The 19,025-nt window shown below is 64.8% G+C and carries 18 protein-coding genes; 4 read left to right on the top strand and 14 right to left on the bottom strand.

Going from position 1 to position 19,025, the window contains the following annotated elements:
* Both ACFVAV_RS13560 and ACFVAV_RS13555 read right to left on the bottom strand, forming a co-directional pair.
* The coding region (locus ACFVAV_RS13560; RefSeq protein WP_379034531.1) for an acyl-CoA dehydrogenase family protein at positions 1–539 on the bottom strand (539 nt) is incomplete at its 3' end.
* 116 nt (positions 540–655) lie between these two features.
* Positions 656–1,204 (bottom strand): TetR/AcrR family transcriptional regulator, encoded by a 549-nt coding sequence (locus ACFVAV_RS13555; protein WP_379034528.1) that lies wholly within the window; start codon positions 1,202–1,204, stop codon positions 656–658.
* 316 nt (positions 1,205–1,520) lie between these two features.
* Between ACFVAV_RS13555 and ACFVAV_RS13550 the strand changes: the two genes are divergently transcribed.
* Positions 1,521–1,712, top strand: a complete 192-nt coding sequence (locus ACFVAV_RS13550; protein ID WP_379034526.1) for a ferredoxin — start codon at positions 1,521–1,523, stop codon at positions 1,710–1,712.
* Positions 1,713–1,721: 9 nt separating this feature from the next.
* Here the strand turns inward: ACFVAV_RS13550 and ACFVAV_RS13545 are convergent, their stop codons facing one another.
* The 3 genes from ACFVAV_RS13545 to ACFVAV_RS13535 form a co-directional block, all read right to left on the bottom strand.
* Entirely contained in the window at positions 1,722–2,423 is a 702-nt protein-coding gene (locus tag ACFVAV_RS13545) for a TetR/AcrR family transcriptional regulator (RefSeq protein ID WP_379034524.1), read from the bottom strand.
* A gap of 95 nt (positions 2,424–2,518) precedes the next feature.
* Positions 2,519–3,175 (bottom strand): alpha/beta hydrolase, encoded by a 657-nt coding sequence (locus ACFVAV_RS13540; protein WP_379034522.1) that lies wholly within the window; start codon positions 3,173–3,175, stop codon positions 2,519–2,521.
* Between the two features lie 135 nt (positions 3,176–3,310).
* The gene (locus tag ACFVAV_RS13535) at positions 3,311–5,665 is read right to left on the bottom strand and encodes an MMPL family transporter (RefSeq protein ID WP_379034519.1); all 2,355 of its coding nucleotides are present in this window, start codon (positions 5,663–5,665) and stop codon (positions 3,311–3,313) included.
* Positions 5,666–5,825: 160 nt separating this feature from the next.
* Here ACFVAV_RS13535 and ACFVAV_RS13530 point away from each other — a divergent pair, with 160 nt between their 5' ends.
* Positions 5,826–6,404 (top strand): TetR/AcrR family transcriptional regulator, encoded by a 579-nt coding sequence (locus tag ACFVAV_RS13530; RefSeq protein WP_379034517.1) that lies wholly within the window; start codon positions 5,826–5,828, stop codon positions 6,402–6,404.
* An 8-nt stretch (positions 6,405–6,412) separates the two neighbouring features.
* Here ACFVAV_RS13530 and ACFVAV_RS13525 read toward each other — a convergent pair whose 3' ends face one another.
* From ACFVAV_RS13525 to ACFVAV_RS13510, 4 genes are all read right to left on the bottom strand, one after another.
* Positions 6,413–6,814 (bottom strand): DUF302 domain-containing protein, encoded by a 402-nt coding sequence (locus tag ACFVAV_RS13525; protein ID WP_379034515.1) that lies wholly within the window; start codon positions 6,812–6,814, stop codon positions 6,413–6,415.
* Between the two features lie 35 nt (positions 6,815–6,849).
* Complete coding sequence (locus tag ACFVAV_RS13520; protein WP_379034513.1) at positions 6,850–7,095, bottom strand: DUF2892 domain-containing protein; 246 nt, start codon at positions 7,093–7,095, stop codon at positions 6,850–6,852.
* 43 nt (positions 7,096–7,138) lie between these two features.
* Positions 7,139–7,408, bottom strand: a complete 270-nt coding sequence (locus ACFVAV_RS13515) for a metal-sensitive transcriptional regulator (RefSeq protein ID WP_189027774.1) — start codon at positions 7,406–7,408, stop codon at positions 7,139–7,141.
* A gap of 83 nt (positions 7,409–7,491) precedes the next feature.
* On the bottom strand, positions 7,492–9,651 hold the full coding sequence (locus tag ACFVAV_RS13510; RefSeq protein ID WP_379034511.1) for an MMPL family transporter: 2,160 nt from the start codon (positions 9,649–9,651) through the stop codon (positions 7,492–7,494).
* A 123-nt stretch (positions 9,652–9,774) separates the two neighbouring features.
* Between ACFVAV_RS13510 and ACFVAV_RS13505 the strand changes: the two genes are divergently transcribed.
* Positions 9,775–11,403, top strand: a complete 1,629-nt coding sequence (locus tag ACFVAV_RS13505) for an FAD-dependent oxidoreductase (protein ID WP_379034577.1) — start codon at positions 9,775–9,777, stop codon at positions 11,401–11,403.
* A gap of 261 nt (positions 11,404–11,664) precedes the next feature.
* Here ACFVAV_RS13505 and ACFVAV_RS13500 read toward each other — a convergent pair whose 3' ends face one another.
* Complete coding sequence (locus ACFVAV_RS13500) at positions 11,665–12,690, bottom strand: MCE family protein (protein WP_379034509.1); 1,026 nt, start codon at positions 12,688–12,690, stop codon at positions 11,665–11,667.
* Positions 12,691–13,079: 389 nt separating this feature from the next.
* Between ACFVAV_RS13500 and ACFVAV_RS13495 the strand changes: the two genes are divergently transcribed.
* Positions 13,080–14,276: a TetR/AcrR family transcriptional regulator gene (locus ACFVAV_RS13495; RefSeq protein WP_379034507.1), complete on the top strand. Its 1,197-nt coding sequence runs from the start codon at positions 13,080–13,082 to the stop codon at positions 14,274–14,276.
* Positions 14,277–14,336: 60 nt separating this feature from the next.
* Here the strand turns inward: ACFVAV_RS13495 and ACFVAV_RS13490 are convergent, their stop codons facing one another.
* The 4 genes from ACFVAV_RS13490 to ACFVAV_RS13475 form a co-directional block, all read right to left on the bottom strand.
* The gene (locus tag ACFVAV_RS13490) at positions 14,337–15,284 is read right to left on the bottom strand and encodes a hypothetical protein (RefSeq protein ID WP_379034505.1); all 948 of its coding nucleotides are present in this window, start codon (positions 15,282–15,284) and stop codon (positions 14,337–14,339) included.
* Between the two features lie 171 nt (positions 15,285–15,455).
* Positions 15,456–16,655 (bottom strand): phosphotransferase, encoded by a 1,200-nt coding sequence (locus tag ACFVAV_RS13485; protein WP_379034503.1) that lies wholly within the window; start codon positions 16,653–16,655, stop codon positions 15,456–15,458.
* Positions 16,656–16,673: 18 nt separating this feature from the next.
* Positions 16,674–17,291: a TetR/AcrR family transcriptional regulator gene (locus ACFVAV_RS13480; RefSeq protein ID WP_379034501.1), complete on the bottom strand. Its 618-nt coding sequence runs from the start codon at positions 17,289–17,291 to the stop codon at positions 16,674–16,676.
* A 152-nt stretch (positions 17,292–17,443) separates the two neighbouring features.
* Positions 17,444–18,982 (bottom strand): acyl-CoA carboxylase subunit beta, encoded by a 1,539-nt coding sequence (locus ACFVAV_RS13475; RefSeq protein ID WP_379034499.1) that lies wholly within the window; start codon positions 18,980–18,982, stop codon positions 17,444–17,446.
* Positions 18,983–19,025: the final 43 nt, after the last annotated feature.

The following is a 19,025-nucleotide window of genomic DNA, read 5'->3' as shown; positions in this document are numbered from 1 at the left end:
CCGCGGTGGCCCGGCTGAGCGGCGGGATCGGTCTTGCACAGCAGCGCGATCAGTTTCGAATGCCGCGCGTTGCTGATCCAGGTCTTGGATCCCGTGATCAGGTAGCCGTCACCGTCGGGCACGGCCGTGGTGGTCATGGCCTGCAGGTCGGATCCGCCGCCCGGTTCGGTCAGCGCCATCGTGGCGCGAATCTTGCCGGTGGCCATATCCGGCAGGTAGCGCTGCTTCTGTTCTTCGGTGCCGAAGGTGTGGATGAGTTTGGCGACGACGGTGTGGCCGCCCATGGCGCCGGCCAGGCTCATCCAGCCACGGGCCAGTTCCTCGGTCACGCCGACATAGCAGGGCATCGACACCGGTGCGCCGCCGTAGGACTCGGGAATCGCCAGGCCGTAGATGCCGAGTTGTTTCATCTGTTCGATGAGTTTTTCGGGGTATTCGTTGGCGTGTTCGAGTTCGCGTGCGACGGGGCGGACTTCTCGGTCGACCCAGTCGCGTACCGTCGCCACGATCTGCTGTTCCTCGGCGGACAGTTCGCTCACTGTTGACTCCCTCGTTGGGCTCCTATGATGTGAATGTACTTTAACATAGATTAAAAACAGCACCCGTGGCGCCGTCGGCGGCTCGGCGGTGAGCGACCAGGCGCGCCCTGACGGCGCTACGTGGCCTTCTTGGCTTGGTTTTCCTTCAGCTCTCGCAGTAGGCGGCGGAGGACCCACTCGAGCGCCGCGGGGTTCTCGCCGGAGTCCAGTTCTTGGTATCCGGCAAGGAGGTAGAGCCCCCAGCGGGCATGATTCAGTGCGTCTTCCTCGTCGTCGAAGATCGTCCGGGTGGCTTGCAGGACCACTTCCAGCCGCTGCGCATCTACCGCTTTCTGGATGGCTTGGACCTCGGGGTTGACCTTGCTCCACACGCGAATTGCGGCCTCGGCTCGGTGGGGGAGGTCGAGTGCGAACCGCAGGAGGGCGTCGAGCTGTTCGATCGGGTCGTGGGATTGCTGCGCAACCTCGACGAGCTGGGTGGTGCGCTGGACTTGCCAGTGTTCGAGCAGCTGAGCGGTGAAGTCGTGCCAGTTCTCGAAGTAATGGTAGAAGGATCCGGTCGTCACCCGGAGTCGCTGGCACAATGCCGCTTGCTTCAGCGCGCTGTAGCCCTGTTCGGACAGCAGCTCGAACGCGGTGTCGAAGTAGTCCTGCTTGATAGCCATGGATCCCTGTCGTGGTGTGGTTGTCAGTCGTAGACCGCTTCAGGCTGCAAGTTTGCCTCGGTCTTGCGCGTAAGTCGACTTACGCTCGCGAGAATCGCGGTTCCTGTGAGGCGCGTCACATGGCGTGGCTGCGTCGGCTTGCGCCGATCCTCGGCCGGATGGATCTCCGGCCGCCGGTCGCCGACCGGATGTGCGGCGTTCGAGGGTGCCGAGTATTGACCATGGCGAGTGTTTAATTTATATTCAATTATATGTTGTAGACGAGTGGTGGCCGGAAGGGCTGGATTCGTCTCGAAAATTCATGAAGGAGGCAGTGATGAAGGTCGTCGTCGATCGGAGCAAGTGCACGGGTCTGGGCATCTGCGAGTCGCTTGCGCCGGAGTTCTTCGAGATCGACGACAGCGGCGATCTCATCCAGCTCAAGGAAGGCGTCACGGCCGACGAGCTCGCCGCTGTCGAAGAGTCGGTGCAGGGGTGTCCCACGGAGGCTCTCCGGATTGTGTCCTGACCAGAAGGGTCAGGCCGGTTCGGATCCTGCCTCGCCGTCGTCCGCGCCGCTCGCCGATGATGCCGGTTCGGGTTGATCGGTCGCGAATCCGCTGCGAATCAACGATTGTGCTGTGCGGATGACGGTGTCGATGGGCACCTGGCCAGGTGCCCACCATTCGGCTGTCCAGTTGAGTGACCCCATGATGAGCAGTTGGGTCACATGTAGGTCCATCCCGCGCCGGATCTGTCCTTCGGCGGCGGCGTCTTTGATCAGCTTGCGCCAGATCCTGCCGTAACTTGCTTCCTCTGCGAGCTGGCGGGCGCGAAGATGCTCGGGGACCTGGCCGCTGTTCCTGATCGACGCCGTTGCGTAGTCGGACAGTTCGAGCTCATGGCGCAGATGGGCCTCGACTGCCATCATGATTCTGTCGAGCGGTGAGACCTCGCTCGGTATCTCGTCCAAAACTTCCTGTACGTGCCGGACCATTTCCGCGATCCCGCTCCACATGACCTCCTCGATGAGTTCCTCGCGGGAGGGGAAGTAGTAGTAGATCGCGGGAGCCTGGAGCTCGGCGTACTCGGCGACATCGCTCAGCCGAGTGCCCGCATAACCTTTCACGCTCAACACGTGTGCAGCGGCGTCCAGAATGCGTTCACGTGTCTTGGCCGACTTCGGGCCTTCGGCCTGATCGTCGCCTGCGTTCCGATGCACCTTCGGTTTTCCAGCCACCGGTCAACCATAGGTCCAGCACCACCGAGATCCGCGGGGACACACCCCCTGGTTGCCGCGGCGCGGTCTGTTAGGGATGTGGCCGCTGTCGCTGGTCAGACTGCCGCCAGGCAAGGTGTCGCGCCCGGAACTCCGGCGAGGCTCTCGAGGACGAAGTCGACCATCGACTCCGACACTTCCTGATGTACGGGTTCATGCAGCAGATCGTGTCCCGCGCCGGGGAATTCCCGCATCGTGATGGTGGGGCGGTCGGCGACCCATGACCTGATGGGATGGATCGGCGCCCGTCGATCGTCCTCGCCGTGAAGTACCAAGGTCGGCACTTCGGGGGCCGGAGTGCCGAGCGCCAGCACGCGTTCTGGGGTTCCGGTGAGTACTACGGCCGAAATTTCCTTCACGGCAGTGGAATTCGCTTGCATTGCGATCAGCGCGGTTCCTGCTCCGAGTGAATGCCCGACGAGCGCAAGCGGAAGTTCGGGATTGCCGGATCGAATAATCGCAATCAGTTGCAGTGTGTGAGCGGCGAGATCGTCAATCGCCGGCATACCGTCGACGTCGCCCTCGCTCAGTCCGTGGCCGATGTGGTCGATGCCCCATACGTCGATGTTTCGGCGATTCAGTAGACGGCTGAAGCGATGGTAGTCCGTGCTCTTCTGCCGCAATCCGTGCAACAACACAACACCCATCAGCGGGTGGTCTGCTCGCCAGTGCCGGTAGTTGACCAGCCCGCTCAGTCCGTCGAAAAATGGCACTGTCAGATTATCCCAGAACTTAGCGTAGGCTTACCTGTGTTACTTCTCACGTCGGCATAGCCGGTCTGCCGGTGAGGTTCACGGACGGCGTTGGCTCCCCGGTGTCGTTTCGGGGTGCCAACGCCGATCACGGGACTACGACTTCGCCGCAACCAGTTCGTCCTGCGCCGGATGCTGTTCGGCGAGTACTCGATCGATGTCCCGTCCTTCGATGTCGACGTCGGGCAGTAGGCGCTGGAGTGTGCGTGGCAACCACCAGACGGCCTCACCGAAGATGGACATCACGGCGGGAACCAGGAGCATCCGTACCAGGAACGCGTCGACTACAACGCCTACCGCCAGCGCGAAGCCGAACTGGCGGATCATCGGATCCTCGTTGAAGATGAAGCCCGCGAAAACGGCGGTCATGATGGCCGCGGCGGCGACCACGACACGTGATGCCTGCTCGAAACCGTGGACGATCGCGTCGTCGCCGCGCATCCCGTGTGCGTGCGCCTCTTTCATCGAGGACACGAGAAATACCTCGTAATCCATCGCGAGCCCGTACAGCAATCCGGTGGCGACGATGGGGAGCACTGCCAAAACCGGTGCGGTTGCATCGAATCCCAGCAACGATTGTCCCCAGCCGTTCTCGAAGACCGCGGTGGTGGCGCCGAACGCGGCGGCGACACTGAGAATGAACCCGAGCGTGGCCTTGATCGGAATGACAATGGAGCGGAACACGACGGTCAGCAAGAGGACCGACAAGATCGCCACCACCGCCAGATAGACAGGAAGGGCGTCGGCGAGGCGAGCGGAGACATCGATCCCCAATGCGGTGAAGCCGGTGACGCCGACATCCACCCGTCGCTCGCTCGCGAAAGTAGCCGCCTGGCCTCGGATCGCGTGGACCAGCTGCTCGGTGGCGGAATCGGTGGGTCCTGCGCTCGGGGTGACAGTGAGGACCACGGTCCGCCCGTCGTCGCTGACGCCTCCGAGCGTTACCGCGGCGACGCCGGGTGTGTGCGCCAGATCCCGGTAGAGTCCGGAAATGTCGGCCGCGGCGATCGCCCCTGGCCGCTGGCCGGCATCGGCGACGATGACGAGCGGCCCGTTGTAGCCCGCGCCGAATCGTTCCTTGACGACCTCATAGCTTTCGCGCTGTGGGGTTTCCGGGTTGTAGCTCGCCCCCGAGGGCAGTCCCAGGGTCATCTGCGCAGCGGGAATCGCCACGATCCCAGCGATGAGCAGGGCTGCGATCGTGGCAACGAACCGGTGCCTGGTCACCGTGCGGACCCATATGGTCGCGAGCCTGCGCGGTGCGCGGGCGGGTGTGCGGGTCGCTGTGGCGAAGGCTGCGGCCTGGCGTGCCTTCGGGGAGCAGATCCGTTCACCTACGAGCCCGAGCAGGGCGGGAAGCAGCGTCAGCGCGGTGAGTACGGCGATGACGACGGTGCCCGTCGCGGCGACGCCCATGGTCGTGATCAGGCGGATCTGGACGATGGACAGCGCGCTCAGTGCGATGGCGACCGTGCTACCCGCGAAGATTACGGCGGTGCCCGAGGTCGCGAGTGCGCGACCGATGGCTTCCTCGGCGGTCATGCCGGTATCGAGGATGTATCTGCGCTGCCTGTTGACGATGAACAACGCGTAATCGATACCGACAGCCAACCCGATCATGAGGCCGAGCACCGCACTGAGCGAATGCAGCGAGATCAGATGGGAGACGAGCAGGGTGCCGCCGACGCCCACGCCGATCCCGGTCAACGCGGTCACCAGCGGCAGCCCGGCGGCAACCACCGATCCCAGTGTCGCCAGCAGCACGAGTGCGGCGATGGCGACGCCCACCACCTCGCCGATGCCGACGATAGCGGGTACTTCGACCATCGAAGCGGAGGGCAGGACGGAGATGCCGTGGCCTGCGGTCGCCCGCTCCGCTCGCGCCACCGTGTTGTCGATGGTGTCGGAGGGCAGCTCGAAAGTCTGCTGGTCGAACTGGAATTGGAGCACCGCGGCGGTCTTGTCGGGGGAGATCAGGGCGCCGGGTACGACTTGTCCGTCGATGCTGAGCGGTGTCGCGGCTTCCTCTGGCGGTGCCGCTTGGGCGCCGGACAGGGCGAGTGCGGTCGCTGCTCGAACGGTGGGACTGTTCGCGCCTTTCGCGACCTCCTGCTGCATCGCCTTCCGCGCGTCGATGACGTGGTCGCTCGCGAACACCTCGTCGATGGCCGCGAGCAACGCGGTCCGGTTCTGGCCGGTATCGATGCGGGATCCGTCCTCGGACTCGAAGGCGATGATTCCCTGCCCACCCGACATCAGCGGCATGGACTCCGCCAGATCGTCGATGAGGTTCTGGGCGGGCGTGTCGTCGATCCGGACCTCGCTGCTGAGGTGTGGCGGATAGAGGGCGAGCAGACCTATTGTCGCCGCCAGTAGCAGGGCCCAAGGCGCAATGAAGTGCCAAGGCCGCCGGTAGGCGGTCCTTCCGATCCGGTACAGCAGGGAAGACATCGCGGATTCCTCTCGGAGGCCCGTGGCTGCGGCCGTACTGCTGCGCCGTCGCCAAGGAACTGATAGCCAACTATCAAAACGGTAGTTAGCTATCGGTTTGATGGCAAGGTAGGCTCGATCACAGCCTGGGTGCCATCAATCGAGAAGGAGCGAAGTCCTCGTGGCGTCGAAACCTCTTCGGGCGGATGCTTTTACGAGCATCGCCCGGATCATCGATGCTGCCCGGCGGCTGTTCGCCGCTGAAGGTGGTTCGGCGACTCTCGCGCATATCGCGCGCGAAGCGGGGGTGGGCATCGCGACGTTGTATCGGCACTTTCCCAACCGTGAGGCGTTGGCGCGGGCCGTCTATGAACGGATTCTCACGACAGAAGTCCTGCCGTTGCTGGCAGAACTCGACACTGATGGCCGGCCGCGTTCAGAGCTCCTCGACGTTGTCGAGCGTATTGCCGACATCATGCAGAACGAGCGAGAGCTGGCCACCTCGGTCGGGAACCTGACCGAGGTCACCGCGAAGTTCCTCGCGCAGAGTGAAGAGATCTTCGGTCCTGTGGTCGCGCGGGCGCAGGCGGCGGGAAACCTGCGCCCCGACCTGGAACCCAGGGACGTGCCCTACGTTTTCGCGATGATGATCACCGCGTTCGGTGCCGTCGACCTGGAACACCGTGCGCGGCGCCGGTATCTGAGCTTCTTGCTGGACGCGCTGAACCCGGCCCAGGCGACACCGCTCCCGCCGTTGTGACTGCCGCGTCAGCGGTCACTCAGTGATTCGATCGCCGCACGCAGTCTGGTCGTAGCCTCGGTGGCGACGGGGACGAGGTCGGCTTCGCCCGTGACCTGCACCATGAGGTCGGGGTTCATGGCCTCGATGATGACGGCATCCTCGTTCGCGGGATCTCTGCGGACGACGACGTTGCACGGAAGCAGGAGTCCGATCTGCCGGTCGACGCTGACGGCGCGGTGGGCCAGCGGCGGATTGCAGGCGCCGAGGATGCGGTAGTCCTCGATGTCTGCACCGATCTTGGCCTTCAGTGTGGCTTTCATATCGATATCGGTGAGGACTCCGAACCCTTGGGCGGACAGGGCGGCTCGAGTCAGTTCGACAGCTTCGTCGAAGCTCGTGTGAACGGTGGTGGACAATGCCAGGCTCATGATCGGTAGCGTTTCTGTTTGGTGGATGTTCGTCGTCAGCGACGCGGTGTCGGGCAGCCGGCGGAGGTGGCCGGAACGCCGGCGCGCCGCAGCAGCAATGTCGCGGGGCACCAGCCGACGGCGCTGTAGAACAGCAGATTCGCGCCGACGAAACCGGTGAAGATCAGCCACCACTGCGAAAACGTGACCGCGAGAAGGACGCTGAACAGTACGAAGACGCCTGCGAGTAGCGGCACGAGGCGCTCGATCGACCAGCCCTGGTGTCGGGGGAGATTCGGCATGGGCAATTCATCCAATCATGTTGCTCGCCGGCACAGTGTGTGCTCAGGCGAGGGCGAGGAAGAGCTTTTCCAGCTCGGCTTCGGTCATCGGTTCCGAGCCGTCGGCGGTGTCTCCGGTAAGGCACTCCCGCAAGCCGGTCGCAACGATCTTGAACCCGGCGCGATCGAGGGCGCGCGAAACGGCGGCGAGCTGGGTGACGACATCCTTGCAGTCGCGGCCCTGTTCGATCATCGAGATGACGCCGGCGAGCTGTCCGTTCGCACGGCGAAGACGGTTGAGGACCTGGGCGATAGTCTCTTCGTTGCCGACCATGGTGGTGCCTTTCTGTGTGGTTCACCCAGTATACCCCTGGGGGTATCCACGGGCCCGCCGGCGGCGAGCCCGTGGATGTGATCTCAGTGGTGGGCGAAGCTGATGGAGGGGAGAACCTTGCGCAGCCAAGCGGGGGACCACCACGCGGCGTGGCCGGTCAAGCGCAGCAGCACGGGCAGGAGCACCAGCCGGACCGCGAAGGCGTCGAGCAGCACCGCCACGCCGAGGATGATTCCCATCTCCTTGGGTGGCAGCGGCTCGGCGAGTGCGAAGGTGAAGAACACCGCGACCATGACCGCCGCGGCGGCGAAGATCACGCGGCCGGAATGGGCCATCCCGTCGACCTGCGCGATCTTGGGGTCACCGGAGTGTTCGTAGTGCTCCTTGGCGGTCGCCAGCAGGAACACCGTGTAGTCCATCGCGATGGCGAAGATCATCGCGAAGAAGAACACCGGCCCCCATCCGTCGAGGAACCCTTGCGGAGTGAATCCGAGCAGACCCGCACCGTGGCCGTCCTGGAAGATCAGGCGCGCGACCCCGAACGCCGCGGCGGTCGACAGCAGGCTGACCACGGTCCCCAGCACGGCGATCAGCGGCGCCTGGAGTGCGATCAGCAACAGCGCGAAGCCCAGCACCAGGATGATTCCGACGATGATCGGCAGGTATTTGTCCAGGGCGTCCTGCAGATCCAGGTTCTCGGCTGGAGCGCCGCCTGCCAGCGCGTCGGCCGGCATGGTGTCACGCAGGTCGTCCAGGATGGCGCCCATCCGCTCGTCCGATGGGTCGACGTCGGGCAATGCCTGCATCATGACCAGGCCGCTACCGTCGATCGCGGGCTGGGCGGGGGTGACCATGCTGATGCCGTCGACGGTTCGGGCGGCTTCGGCGACCTGTGTGGCCTCACCTGCCGGGGCGATGATCTGGATCATGCCCGGCGCACCCTTACCCATCTGGGCCTGCACGAGTTCGTAGCCCTGCCGGACCGGCGCGTCATCGGGCACGACCTGGATCGAGGGCATCGCCACCTTCAGGCCGATGACAGGCACCGACAGCGCGATCAACACGAGCAGTGCGCCGATGGCGAACGGCCAGGGCTTGTCGTGCAGCAACTTGCCCCACGCCTCGAATCGCGGTGAGCGGTGCTGCTGGCGCTTGGCGTACGGCAGTGCGCCCGCGTTGACCTTGCTGCCCAGGGCACCCAGTGCCGCAGGCAGCAGCGTCATGGTGGCGAGCAGAACGAATGTAACCGCGAACATGATGCCGACCGCCATGGTGCGCACGGCTGGTGCCGGCACGATCAGCACGGCCGACAGACTGACCAGGACGGTGAGTCCGGACAGCACAACGGCCTTCCCGGCCGTGTCCATGGTCTCGGCGACGGCCGCTCTGGAATTCGGTGCGGTGGTGAGCGCGTCACGGAAACGGGCAACGATGAACAGCGCGTAGTCGATGCCCAGCGCGAGGGCGAACATCATCGCGAAGTTCATCGCCCACACCGAGATCGGGGTGACCTGGTTCAGCAGGACCAATCCGCCCGCGGATGCGATCAGCCCCGCCAGGGTCAGCAGGAGCGGCAGCCCGGCGGCGACCATCGACCCGAAGGCCAGCACCATGATCGCCAATGTGACCGGCCACGAGAACAACTCGGCCTTGATCATGGCGTCATGGTTGGCCTTGTTGAAGTCGCTCCACAGCGCTGAGGCGCCGGTCGGGTAGACGTCGATCCCGTCCCCCGACACCGCGGTGAGAGCTTCCTTGTGTTCGTCGACGGCTTTGACCATGTCGTCGGTGGAGGCGTTGGCGCCGGCGATGAGGATGCCGGTGTGTCCGTCCGGGCTGATGGACATCCCGGGCTGTGGTGCGATCACCTCGCCGAAGCGGGAATCCCCTTCGAACACGGTGCCGATCTCGTCGAGCGCCTGCTGAACTTGTGGACTGTCGACGGTGTAGACGTCGGAATGGACGACGACCTGCACCGCCGCTGAGGAATTGCCTCCGAAGTGCTGCTGTGCCAGCTCGCGCACGCGCACCGATTCCGAACCGTTGGCCTGCCAGCCTGCCCCTGCGAGCGAGTCGAACACACTCGGTGCGGCGGAGCCGAGGGCGACCAACAGCACGAGCCACACGCCGACAACGAGCCTGGACCGGCCCGCCATCGTCGCGCCGAGCCGGCCCAGGATACCGCCGGATATACCCGGCGGTTCCGTGCTTCGACCTGGGGAAACCGTCAGAGATTCGCTCATCATTTTTCCTTTCATACCCCTGGGGGTATATTGGCTGTCGAATCCAAAGATACCCCCAGGGGTATAGAAATCGGAAGAGTGGCATGCGGCACACGCCGTGCCGAGACCGCTGGGAGGCGCGAGATGAGAGTTGTGATCGTTGGTGGGGTTGCTGGGGGGATGTCGGCAGCCACCCGTTTGCGCCGACTGGATGAATCGGCCGAGATCGTCGTTCTCGAGCGTGGCGATCACGTCTCGTTCGCGAACTGCGGTCTGCCCTACTACGTCGGCGGCGTGATCCCGAAGCGCGAATCGCTGCTGCTGCAGACCCCGAAGGCGCTCTCCGCGCGGTTTCGCCTGGACGTGCGAGTGCGGCATGAAGTCGTCGCGGTGGATCCGGTCGCACGGACGGTGATCGTCCATGAGGTGGATACGGCGCGCGAGTATGTCGAATCCTTCGATGAGCTGGTGTTGAGTACCGGTGCGTCAGCGGTTGTGCCGCCCATACCCGGGGTGGGACGCGCGCTGGTGTTACGGGATGTCGAGGATGTCGACCGCATGGCCGAGGAGGTGGCCGACGTGCGGTCGGCGGTGGTCGTCGGTGCCGGCTTCATCGGCGTGGAGCTGGCCGAAAACCTGGTACGGCGGGGAATCGCGACCACGGTGGTAGAACGCGGCACGCAGGTGCTGGCGCCGCTGGATGTCGAGATGGCCGCGCCCGTCGCTGCCGAGATGCGTAAACACGGGATCCGTCTGGAGCTGGGGGCGGAGGTGGCGAGCATCCAAGCCGATACCGTGACGCTGTCCGACGGGCGAGATGTACCGGCGGAGCTGGTCGTGATGGCGATCGGGGTGCGCCCGGAAAGTGGTCTCGCTCGGGAGGCCGGGATCGACATCGGTTCCAGTGGTGGCATCGTGGTCGATGACCACTTGCGTACCTCGGCGCCAGGGATCTACGCGGTCGGCGATGTGGTGGAGAAGAAGGACGCGGTGTCGGGCCGGTCCACGCTGGTGCCGCTGGCCAATGCGGCCAATCGGCAGGGCAGGCTCGTGGCCGATGTCATCGCGGGGTTGCCCGTCGTGGATCCACCAGCCCAGGGCACTGCCATCCTGGGCGTCTTCGATCTCACCGCGGCGATGACCGGCTGGAGCGAGAAGCGGCTGTGGGCTGCCAGCCGCCCGTTCCGGGTTCTGCATACGCACCCGCTCTCGCACGCCGGGTACTATCCGGATGCCCGGGCCATGTCGGTGAAACTGCTGGTGGATCCTGAAACCGACCGAATTCTGGGAGCCCAGGCGGTCGGCGGTGATGGTGTCGACAAGCGCATCGACGTGCTGGCTACCGCGATGGCGGGCGGCATCACAGCATCGCGGCTGATGGACTTGGAGCTGGCGTACGCGCCCGCGTTCGGTTCGGCCAAGGACCCGGTGAACATGCTCGGCTACATGGCCGACAATCTGCGCATCGGAGGACTCCGGACGGCGCAGTGGTACGAAGTCGACGACGCGATCGCCACGGGTTCGCAGGCGGTCGATGTGCGGTCGGCGGAAGAGTTCGCCGCAGGTTCGATCCCGGGTTCGCTCAACATCCCGCTCGATGAACTGCGCGATCGTGCGAAAGAGATCCCTGACGGTCCGGTCCTGGTCTTGTGCCAGGTCGGCCAGCGTGGAAACAGTGCGACGCGGCTGTTGACCCAGCTCGGGCGCGACGCGGTCAATCTCGACGGTGGGTATCGAACCTGGCGCGATGCCACCGCAGAACAACGTCGGTAGATCCGGTCCGAGATCCGCCGACGCCAACCGAAAGGAACGACACATGTGTCAACGAATCACCTGTCGCACATGCGGCAAGCCCAGCTACAGCGGATGCGGTAGCCATGTCGAGCAGGTGCTCGGCAATGTGCCGAAATCGCAACGCTGTTCCTGCGCTGCGGACTCGCCACCGCGGAAGTGGTGGTTCTTCGGGTCCTGACAGCGACGGCACGGCGGTCGGGCTCCCGATCCGACTGGCCGTGCCGCACTTCACGCGTTCGGCTATCTGCAGACCTCGGAGTGGGAGGTGCCGCCGATCTGGCTGAACAGACCGCGCGGGAACAGGACCCCGTAGAGCGAGATGTCCAGGCCACACAGGTAGCCGTTGGCGTGGGTGCCCTCAGAACTCACTCGGCCCAGGTCGGCGAGCATCGACGGCATGTCGATCGCGACCTGGTCGAGCTTGGCGCCGTTGGCCAGCAGCAGGTTCAGCGCCGCGGTGGACGAGTTCTGCGCCGCCGCCAGCTTGGGCTGGATCTTGCCGACCATGCCGACCAGCGAGGTCGTCGCGTCGGCCAGCACGACCGTGGAGGCCTGCAGCGACTGTCCCTGTTCGTAGAGCCCGCCGATCAGCGCCCGGGTCTGGGTAACCAGGGTCTCCAATTCATCCCCTCGCTTGGCCAACCCGGCCATCACACCGGACAGGTTGGTGATCACGTCGGACAGAATCGCGTCCCGACGCTGGAAATCCGAGGCCAGCTGCGCCGCCTGGACGATGAAGGACGACAGCGAGACACCGTCACCCTGCAGCGCCTGGATCAGTGTCTCCGACATGGCGTTGACCTCGGCCGGCTCCAGCGCCTGGAACAGCGGCTGGAAACCGTTGAGCAGCGCGGAGATATCGAACGAGGGCTCGGTGCGTTCGATCGGGATGACCGAACCGCTCTCGAGCGCCTTCGGGCTCGGCGCCTTGCCCGGGGTCAGCGCGACGTAGCGCTGACCGATCAGGTTCTGGTAGCGGACAAGGGCTTTGGTGTCGTCGAAGACCGTCTGGTCGCTCTGCACGATGAACGACACCTTGGCGTTGTACTTTTCGTCGAGTCCGATCTTTTCGACTTTCCCTACACGCACGCCCGCCATGCGGACGTCGTCACCAACGCGTAGGCCCAGGACATCGGTGAAGATCGCGGTGTACTTGCGGGTGTCTCCGTCGACCGTGCGGGCGAGCGTGTTCCACACGACCACGATGACCAGCAGAGAAACGAGCGCGAAGACGCTGAATCCGATCAGTGGCCGATGACGCTTCAACGACGTGCCTCCGCTGCTGTGCGATCGACTGCCATCACAGTCGACGTGGTTTCGATCCCGTGTCACCCGGACGCACGCAGAGCTCATGCCGGTAGCACCGACGAGTGCAACCTTCGCGACGCCTCTGCCTGACGATCACCATTTGTGAACTGATGTAGGTATCAGTCGCCATAGTTTGGTGAGCGTCATAGCTTGATGTCAAGCAGTTCACCTCAAATAAGTGAATGGACATGGTTGTGTATCGGTGATTCCGCTGATGGTGCTCCGGCGTGCAGTCACACGGCTGCAGCGCTTCCGTGCTGGAATAGGGCATGGCAGCGTTCCGGTCGGCCCGTGATGTCGGCCGACAAGGCGAAACGCGCGCTCCGCTAGAGGACTGAGGGGTTGGCATGACGGTGCGGATAGGCGATCCGATGCCAGCGCAGCGCGCCATCCGACCGCGCAACCGACGAGTCCTCATCGTCGACGTCGCGACCAGGCTGTTCTACGAACGCGGCTACGCCGCAGTGGGTATGAGCGATATCGCCGAGGGTGTCGGTATCGGCCCCTCTGCCCTGTACCGGCACTTCTCCGGGAAGCAGGACCTGCTCCGCGAGGTACTCGTTGCCAGCTTGGCGCCGGTACTCGACTCCCTCGCGGCAATCGACCTCGGTCACCGGGACGATGCGATCGCCCAGCTCTGTGCGGTCGCGCTCGACCACCGAGAATTCGGCCTGCTGTGGCAACGAGAAGCCCGTCACCTGGCCGAGATCGACGCGGCGGCCATGCGATCCACGATGCGTGGGATCGGGGACTGTCTGGCTCGGGCGATAGGTGACACGCATCCGGAACTCGAACCTGCGGCGGCCGATATGTCGGCTCGCGTCGTCATCGCGACGCTGACCAGCCCGTCGTTCCACCGGCTGGAACTACCGAGAGCCGACTACCTCGCCCTACTTGCCGAGATGGTCGGTGCTGTGCTGGATACCCCACTGCCCGTCGGGTTGTCGGGAACCAGCGCAGTCGAGCCGAGGCCCCTGCTCATCCCCGCTGCGCGCCGCGAAGCCCTACTGACCCAGGCTATCCGGATGTTTGCCCGCCGAGGGTACTTGTCCGTCGGCTTGGAAGACATCGGGGCCGCGGTGGGGATCGCCGGCACAAGCGTCTACAACCATTTCGACTCCAAGCAGGCCATCTTGGCCACCGCTGTTGCCCGCTGTACGGCGGCGCTTCTGGCCGAGCTCGACCATGTCTACGACAGTGCGACCACGCCTGAGCAAGCACTGTCGATGCTGGTCCGTTCTTATGTCTTGTTCACTCGCCGCCACCACCATGTGGTCGGGTTGATCATTACCGACCATCCTCATCTTCCGCAGGCCGAACGTGACGCCGCTGACCGAGACCGTCGTGAATACCTCGGTGAATGGGCACATCTGATGCTTGCGCACTGTCCGGACCTCGACCCGATTGCCGCGAGGATCCGAATCCAGGCGGTACTGGCGATCGCCAACGACACCGCGCGCAGTGCCCGCTTTCGCACCGATCCTCTGGCCACCGATGCCGTAGTGAGAATCTGCTCACGGCTGCTGCATATTGGTCGCGATTGACCGAGAAGGCCGAAGGCGTGACCGGGTCACTCGCCATGGCCCCCTCGGTCGACTCGATCGCTACCGAGTGCGTGATCCCAGGTAGGAGTCGAAACCGTAGCGTTGGTGCGGGCCGAGAAGGATTTGCTCCAGCGCTCCCAAGCCTGTCTTTCCGCGCCAGGTCGCCCGGACGAGCTGCTGGACGTGAATGTTCTCCGGCATGAGTGGATCGAGCGACTCCTCGGTATAACTTTCGGAGCCGACGGCGATCTCGTCGTGCCAGGCACCGTGGCCCCACTGCGGGTGGCCGTATCCAATTCCCTTCATTTGGAACGTCATCAATGGTTCCAGGACCATGTCGTCGGTGGTGCCGTCGAGCGAGTGGGTGATCAGGGTGGCTCGCTCTGCGCGCCGGGACCCCGGACGCCACTCGATGCGATGCTCGACGCGGGCGAGGCGCGTCGGTTCTGTCCCGGGGCCGACGACAGACGCTCCGAGCTCGATCTTGGGCACCACCAGGCCCTCGTGTGCCCATTGCGACCCGTCGGGATTCTCGAAGGTGAGGTGATGGAAGGCCATGTCGTCGAAGTGGATGGGCGACCACAAGAACAGCACCGCAGGAGGACGCTGGGGTGCTCCGTCTGCGGGGCCTTGCACCCGGCGTGCACCCCACGAACGGTCCTTGGTCGCCGAGATACCGTCTCCTAGCTCGATAGTCGAGCCCTCTACCGCAAGACTTCCGGTCCAAGTCCCCCACTGGGTGGCACGGGTGGAATCCAGGAAAAGCAATGGGCCGTCGTACTTGATCTGGCGGGCCTCCTCGACGGCAGCTGTCGTCGCGGTGAATGTCAGATCAGCCTCCAAGCCGTGCTCGGCCGCGTCGATGATCACACGATTGATCCGCATAGGCTCGACTATCTCGATCCGAACCGGGCCGATTTCCAGGTCCACCGGATCTGGGTTGCTCCGTCCACTCGCGAAGACCGAACGCTGCACGCCGTCATGAACGACCGAGAAGGCCGCGTCCATGATCTGCTTGTTCGGGTACGAGCCGAACGCGAAACCGAAGAACAGATCCTCGCGGAAGCCGTTGAACCAGAAGCGATCGTACTGATGGGGGTTGCCGTGGCCGGGTTGTGCGAGGGGTACTGATGTCTGATGGATCGGGTAGTCGTCGAACGATGTCAGCACGGTGTCTCCTCAGTACCTGGACAGAATGTCGTGGTCGGTGAGCTGTGCCGCGGCGCGTTCCAGCCAGGACGCCCACATGGCATCACCGCGTTCGGTCCGCTCCACCCGCACCGAGGCATGAACGGCCATGAACATCGCGGTGACAGCGTGGTCGAGGTATGCCTGCCAGCATTCCTCCCGGCTCGGACCACGCACCCCGGCATCGGTAAGCGCGTCGTGGTATATGGCGACCAGTTCTCGTTCGTGCGCTCGGCGATCCTCGACCGTCAGGCCGCAGCCGAGGAAGTAGCTGACATCGGCGATGGCAGGACCGTAGGACACCGTCTGCCAGTCGACGACAACCAGCGGGTCCGCTCCGTTGTTCGCATCGAAGAGGAGGTTGTCGGGACGGAAGTCGTGGTGCCACAGGGCATAGCCCGGCGAAGCGAGTCGAATCCAGGACGGCATCGCTTCGACCAAGTCGTCGGCTACCTCGAGCACGGAAGAGTCGATGAGATCGGAGTAGGTGGAGCGGAACTGAGCGTGGAAGCCCGGGAGAGCTTCGACGGTCGCCTGCAGAATCGGCTGGAACGACTGCAGCCACGGCAGGTTCTGCAGTTCATCGCGACCCCATGACGAGGAGTGCAGGGCGGCTGCCTCGCGGATCGCCAGCTCGGCATGTTCGGGGCCGCAACCGTCGAGTTGATCGATGACCTGCGCGGGGGCGACGTCCTCCAGCAGAAGCGCGAACGAGCCGTTCTCGGACGCATCCGCGTGGTAGAGCTGTGGAGTACGCACCGCGAGGCCAGGCGCGAGCTCGCGGTAGAACCCCAATTCGCGTGCGTACAAACCGGTGGCGGCCGCGACCCCCCTGCTGTTGGCGTCGTCTGAGGCGAACTTGCCTATCAGGGAATCCGGCGCATCACCGCGGTCGCCGGTGAACGAGAGGGTCAGCCGGGAGCAGTTCGCGACCTGTCCGGTTCCGAACGGTTGAGCCGTCACTTCGGTGACGTACCCGGGTAGGTCGTGGTGGCGCCTCAGGATCTCGGTTGCTGCCTCCGGTGACAGGGTGCCGAGATCGGTGACGGGTCCAGCGGACAACTGTGGCGACATGGTTCCTCCAAGCGCTCGATCGGGGTGGAGGCCGCCATACGAAAAGCCGTTGGGCATGACGCGCACCACAGGAGAACTTATCGACGATAGTGTCGATAAGTTTCCCGGTCGTGTCAACCCCTGAGCGCTGTCGCGCTACGCGCGGTAGGTGCGAGCGCACTCGTCCTTCCAGGTGACCAGCCTGTTCGCAAACGGGTATCCGTCCGGATCGATGGCCCACCGGTAGGCCATGCCGACCCCGATGTCGATGAGCCTGGCCGCGTGGAAGTCCGGATCGTCGAGCGTGGTGACGGTGTGGTCTTCCATGCCGCGTCGCAGTGCGGCGCTCATTGCGCGGTCGAGAGTCGACAGCGGGCCCGTGACCTGTGCGGCAGGTATCGACGAGGGGCCGACGGCCTCGAAACTCACCACAAGAAATGCGCGTAGGCGGACCGGCTCGGTGCGGACGAACTCGCGCAGTCGCTCGATCATGCTCAACACCGCGGAAAGCCCGTCCTCGGCGGCGTCGACCGCAGTGACCAACTCGTTGATCCAGTGTTCCTCGAACAGGGCGTCGAGCAGGCCGGCCTTGCTTCCGAATCTCGAGTTCACCATCGATCGGGCAAACCCTGCGCGATCGGCGATCGCGCCCATCGTTGTCGCCTCGTAGCCCTGTTCGGCGATGAGCTCGATGGCCGCCGCCATGATGCGTTCAGTCGACTCGGCGACCCTTTCGGCCTGGGTGCGGCGCTTCGGCTTGCTGGACTCCGGCATGGGTCGAATATGGCATGGCGAGTTCGAGCCGGTGTGCCCGACGCCGACGATCAATCGTTTCCCGCCTGCTGTCCGGCTGACGACGGATAGTGGAAGGAGATCGTCTATCAGCCGCCGGCCGAGCCGTGGCGCGGGCTGCCGGTGCCGACAGGTCAGAGGGGTGCGACGGGATGCAGTCGTGGGGTTCGGGTTTCGAGGGCGCGGCGTGGCGGTAGATGCGAGAGCGTCTGGTCGAGCCACGCACGTGTCTGACTGGGCTTGAGCACGACGTCGACGCCGAAGCCTTCGGCCGCTCGAATCGCGGTGAGGCGCTGCTGGAAAGCCTCGATCATCTGTGCCCGGTGAGCGCCGGGATCGGTGGCGTCGGCGATCTCGCTTCGGTACACCAGTTCCACAGCGGTTTCCACGGCCATGACCGCGGTTTCGGCATGCGGCCAGGCGACCACGAGTTCGGGGTGATAGGTGCGTCCGCCGGACATGACGACGTAGCCGCCGCCGTATCCCTTGCGGGCCACGACGGTGAATGTCGGCACTGTAGCAGCGCCCAGCTCGAGGGACAGGTGCGCGCTCGCCCGCGCCAGTCCCTCACGCTCGGCCACGGTGCCGACGGCCAGGCCGGGCAGATCCATGAGGACCAGGATCGGGATGGCGAACGCGTCGCACAGCGAGATCAGATGAGCGGCTTTACGGGCGCCGGGCGCATCCAGCGTTCCTGCCAGGTGTAGCGGCTGGTTGGCCACGATCCCGATCGGCCGGCCTTCGATGCGGGCGAGCGCGGTGATCACATTCGGCGCGTACGCGCTCTTGAGGTCCACGCGGCTTTCCTCATCGACCAGACCAGCGATAACGAGGTCCATGTCGTAGCCAACGCGCAGATTCGCGGGCACGACCGTATCCAGCCGAGTCGCGGCCTCGGGGTCGGGGCCCGTGGGGTGCTCGGTCGGTGGTGGCTGGTCGGCGTTGGCAGGCAGCAATTCGAGGTACCAGCGGAGCGCGTCGAGGGCGTCTTCCTCTGTGTCGACCGCGAGGTCGATCGTGCCGAAGCCGGCTTGGGCGTCGGCGCCGTACAGCGACTCCGCGTCGATCTCCTCACCGGTGGCGGCGCGAACCAACGCGGGCGGTGCCATGCCGAGGCTGGCCGTCCCGCGCACCGCCACAACGTAGTCGCACAGCGATGCTGTCAACGTCGGCTGGCCGAAACCAGGTCCGAGGATGGCCGCGACCATGGGGACCCAACCCGACAAGCGAGTCTGCACTTGCTGGATGTCGAACCCGCCGGCGAAGGTGCGGGCATCGAGGCCCTCTTGAAGGCGATGCCCACCCCCGTCGAACAGCATCACTACCGGGATGCCACGCGCCGCGGCGATCTCCCATGATCGACGCAACTTCTCGTTGCCGACGACGCCGTTGCTTCCGCCGGCGGCAGTGAAGTCGGTGGCGATCACTACCGCGGGTCGACCATCGATCCGGCCTGTACCGGTGACAAGGGCGTCGGCCGGTACGGATTCAGCAGGACCGGGCATCGGATCGGGGACTGCGAGCGCGCCGATCTCGTAGAAACTGTCGGGGTCGACGAGAAGAGCGATGCGTTCGCGGGCGGTGAGCTTGCCGCGGGCATGCTGCTTTGCCACAGCCTCGGGTCGAGCCGCGTCCAGCACATCGTTGTGTCGGCGTTCGTGGGGGTACTCCATCGCGATTGACCGCTCGGCGGGACTCGTTGTCCTAGCGGACTCG

It is taken from the genome of Nocardia sp. NPDC057663 (genome assembly GCF_042799895.1).
Taxonomy (GTDB): domain Bacteria; phylum Actinomycetota; class Actinomycetes; order Mycobacteriales; family Mycobacteriaceae; genus Nocardia.
The sequence above is the reverse complement of the archived record's forward strand: the minus strand, read 5'-3'. Positions and strand labels throughout refer to the sequence as shown.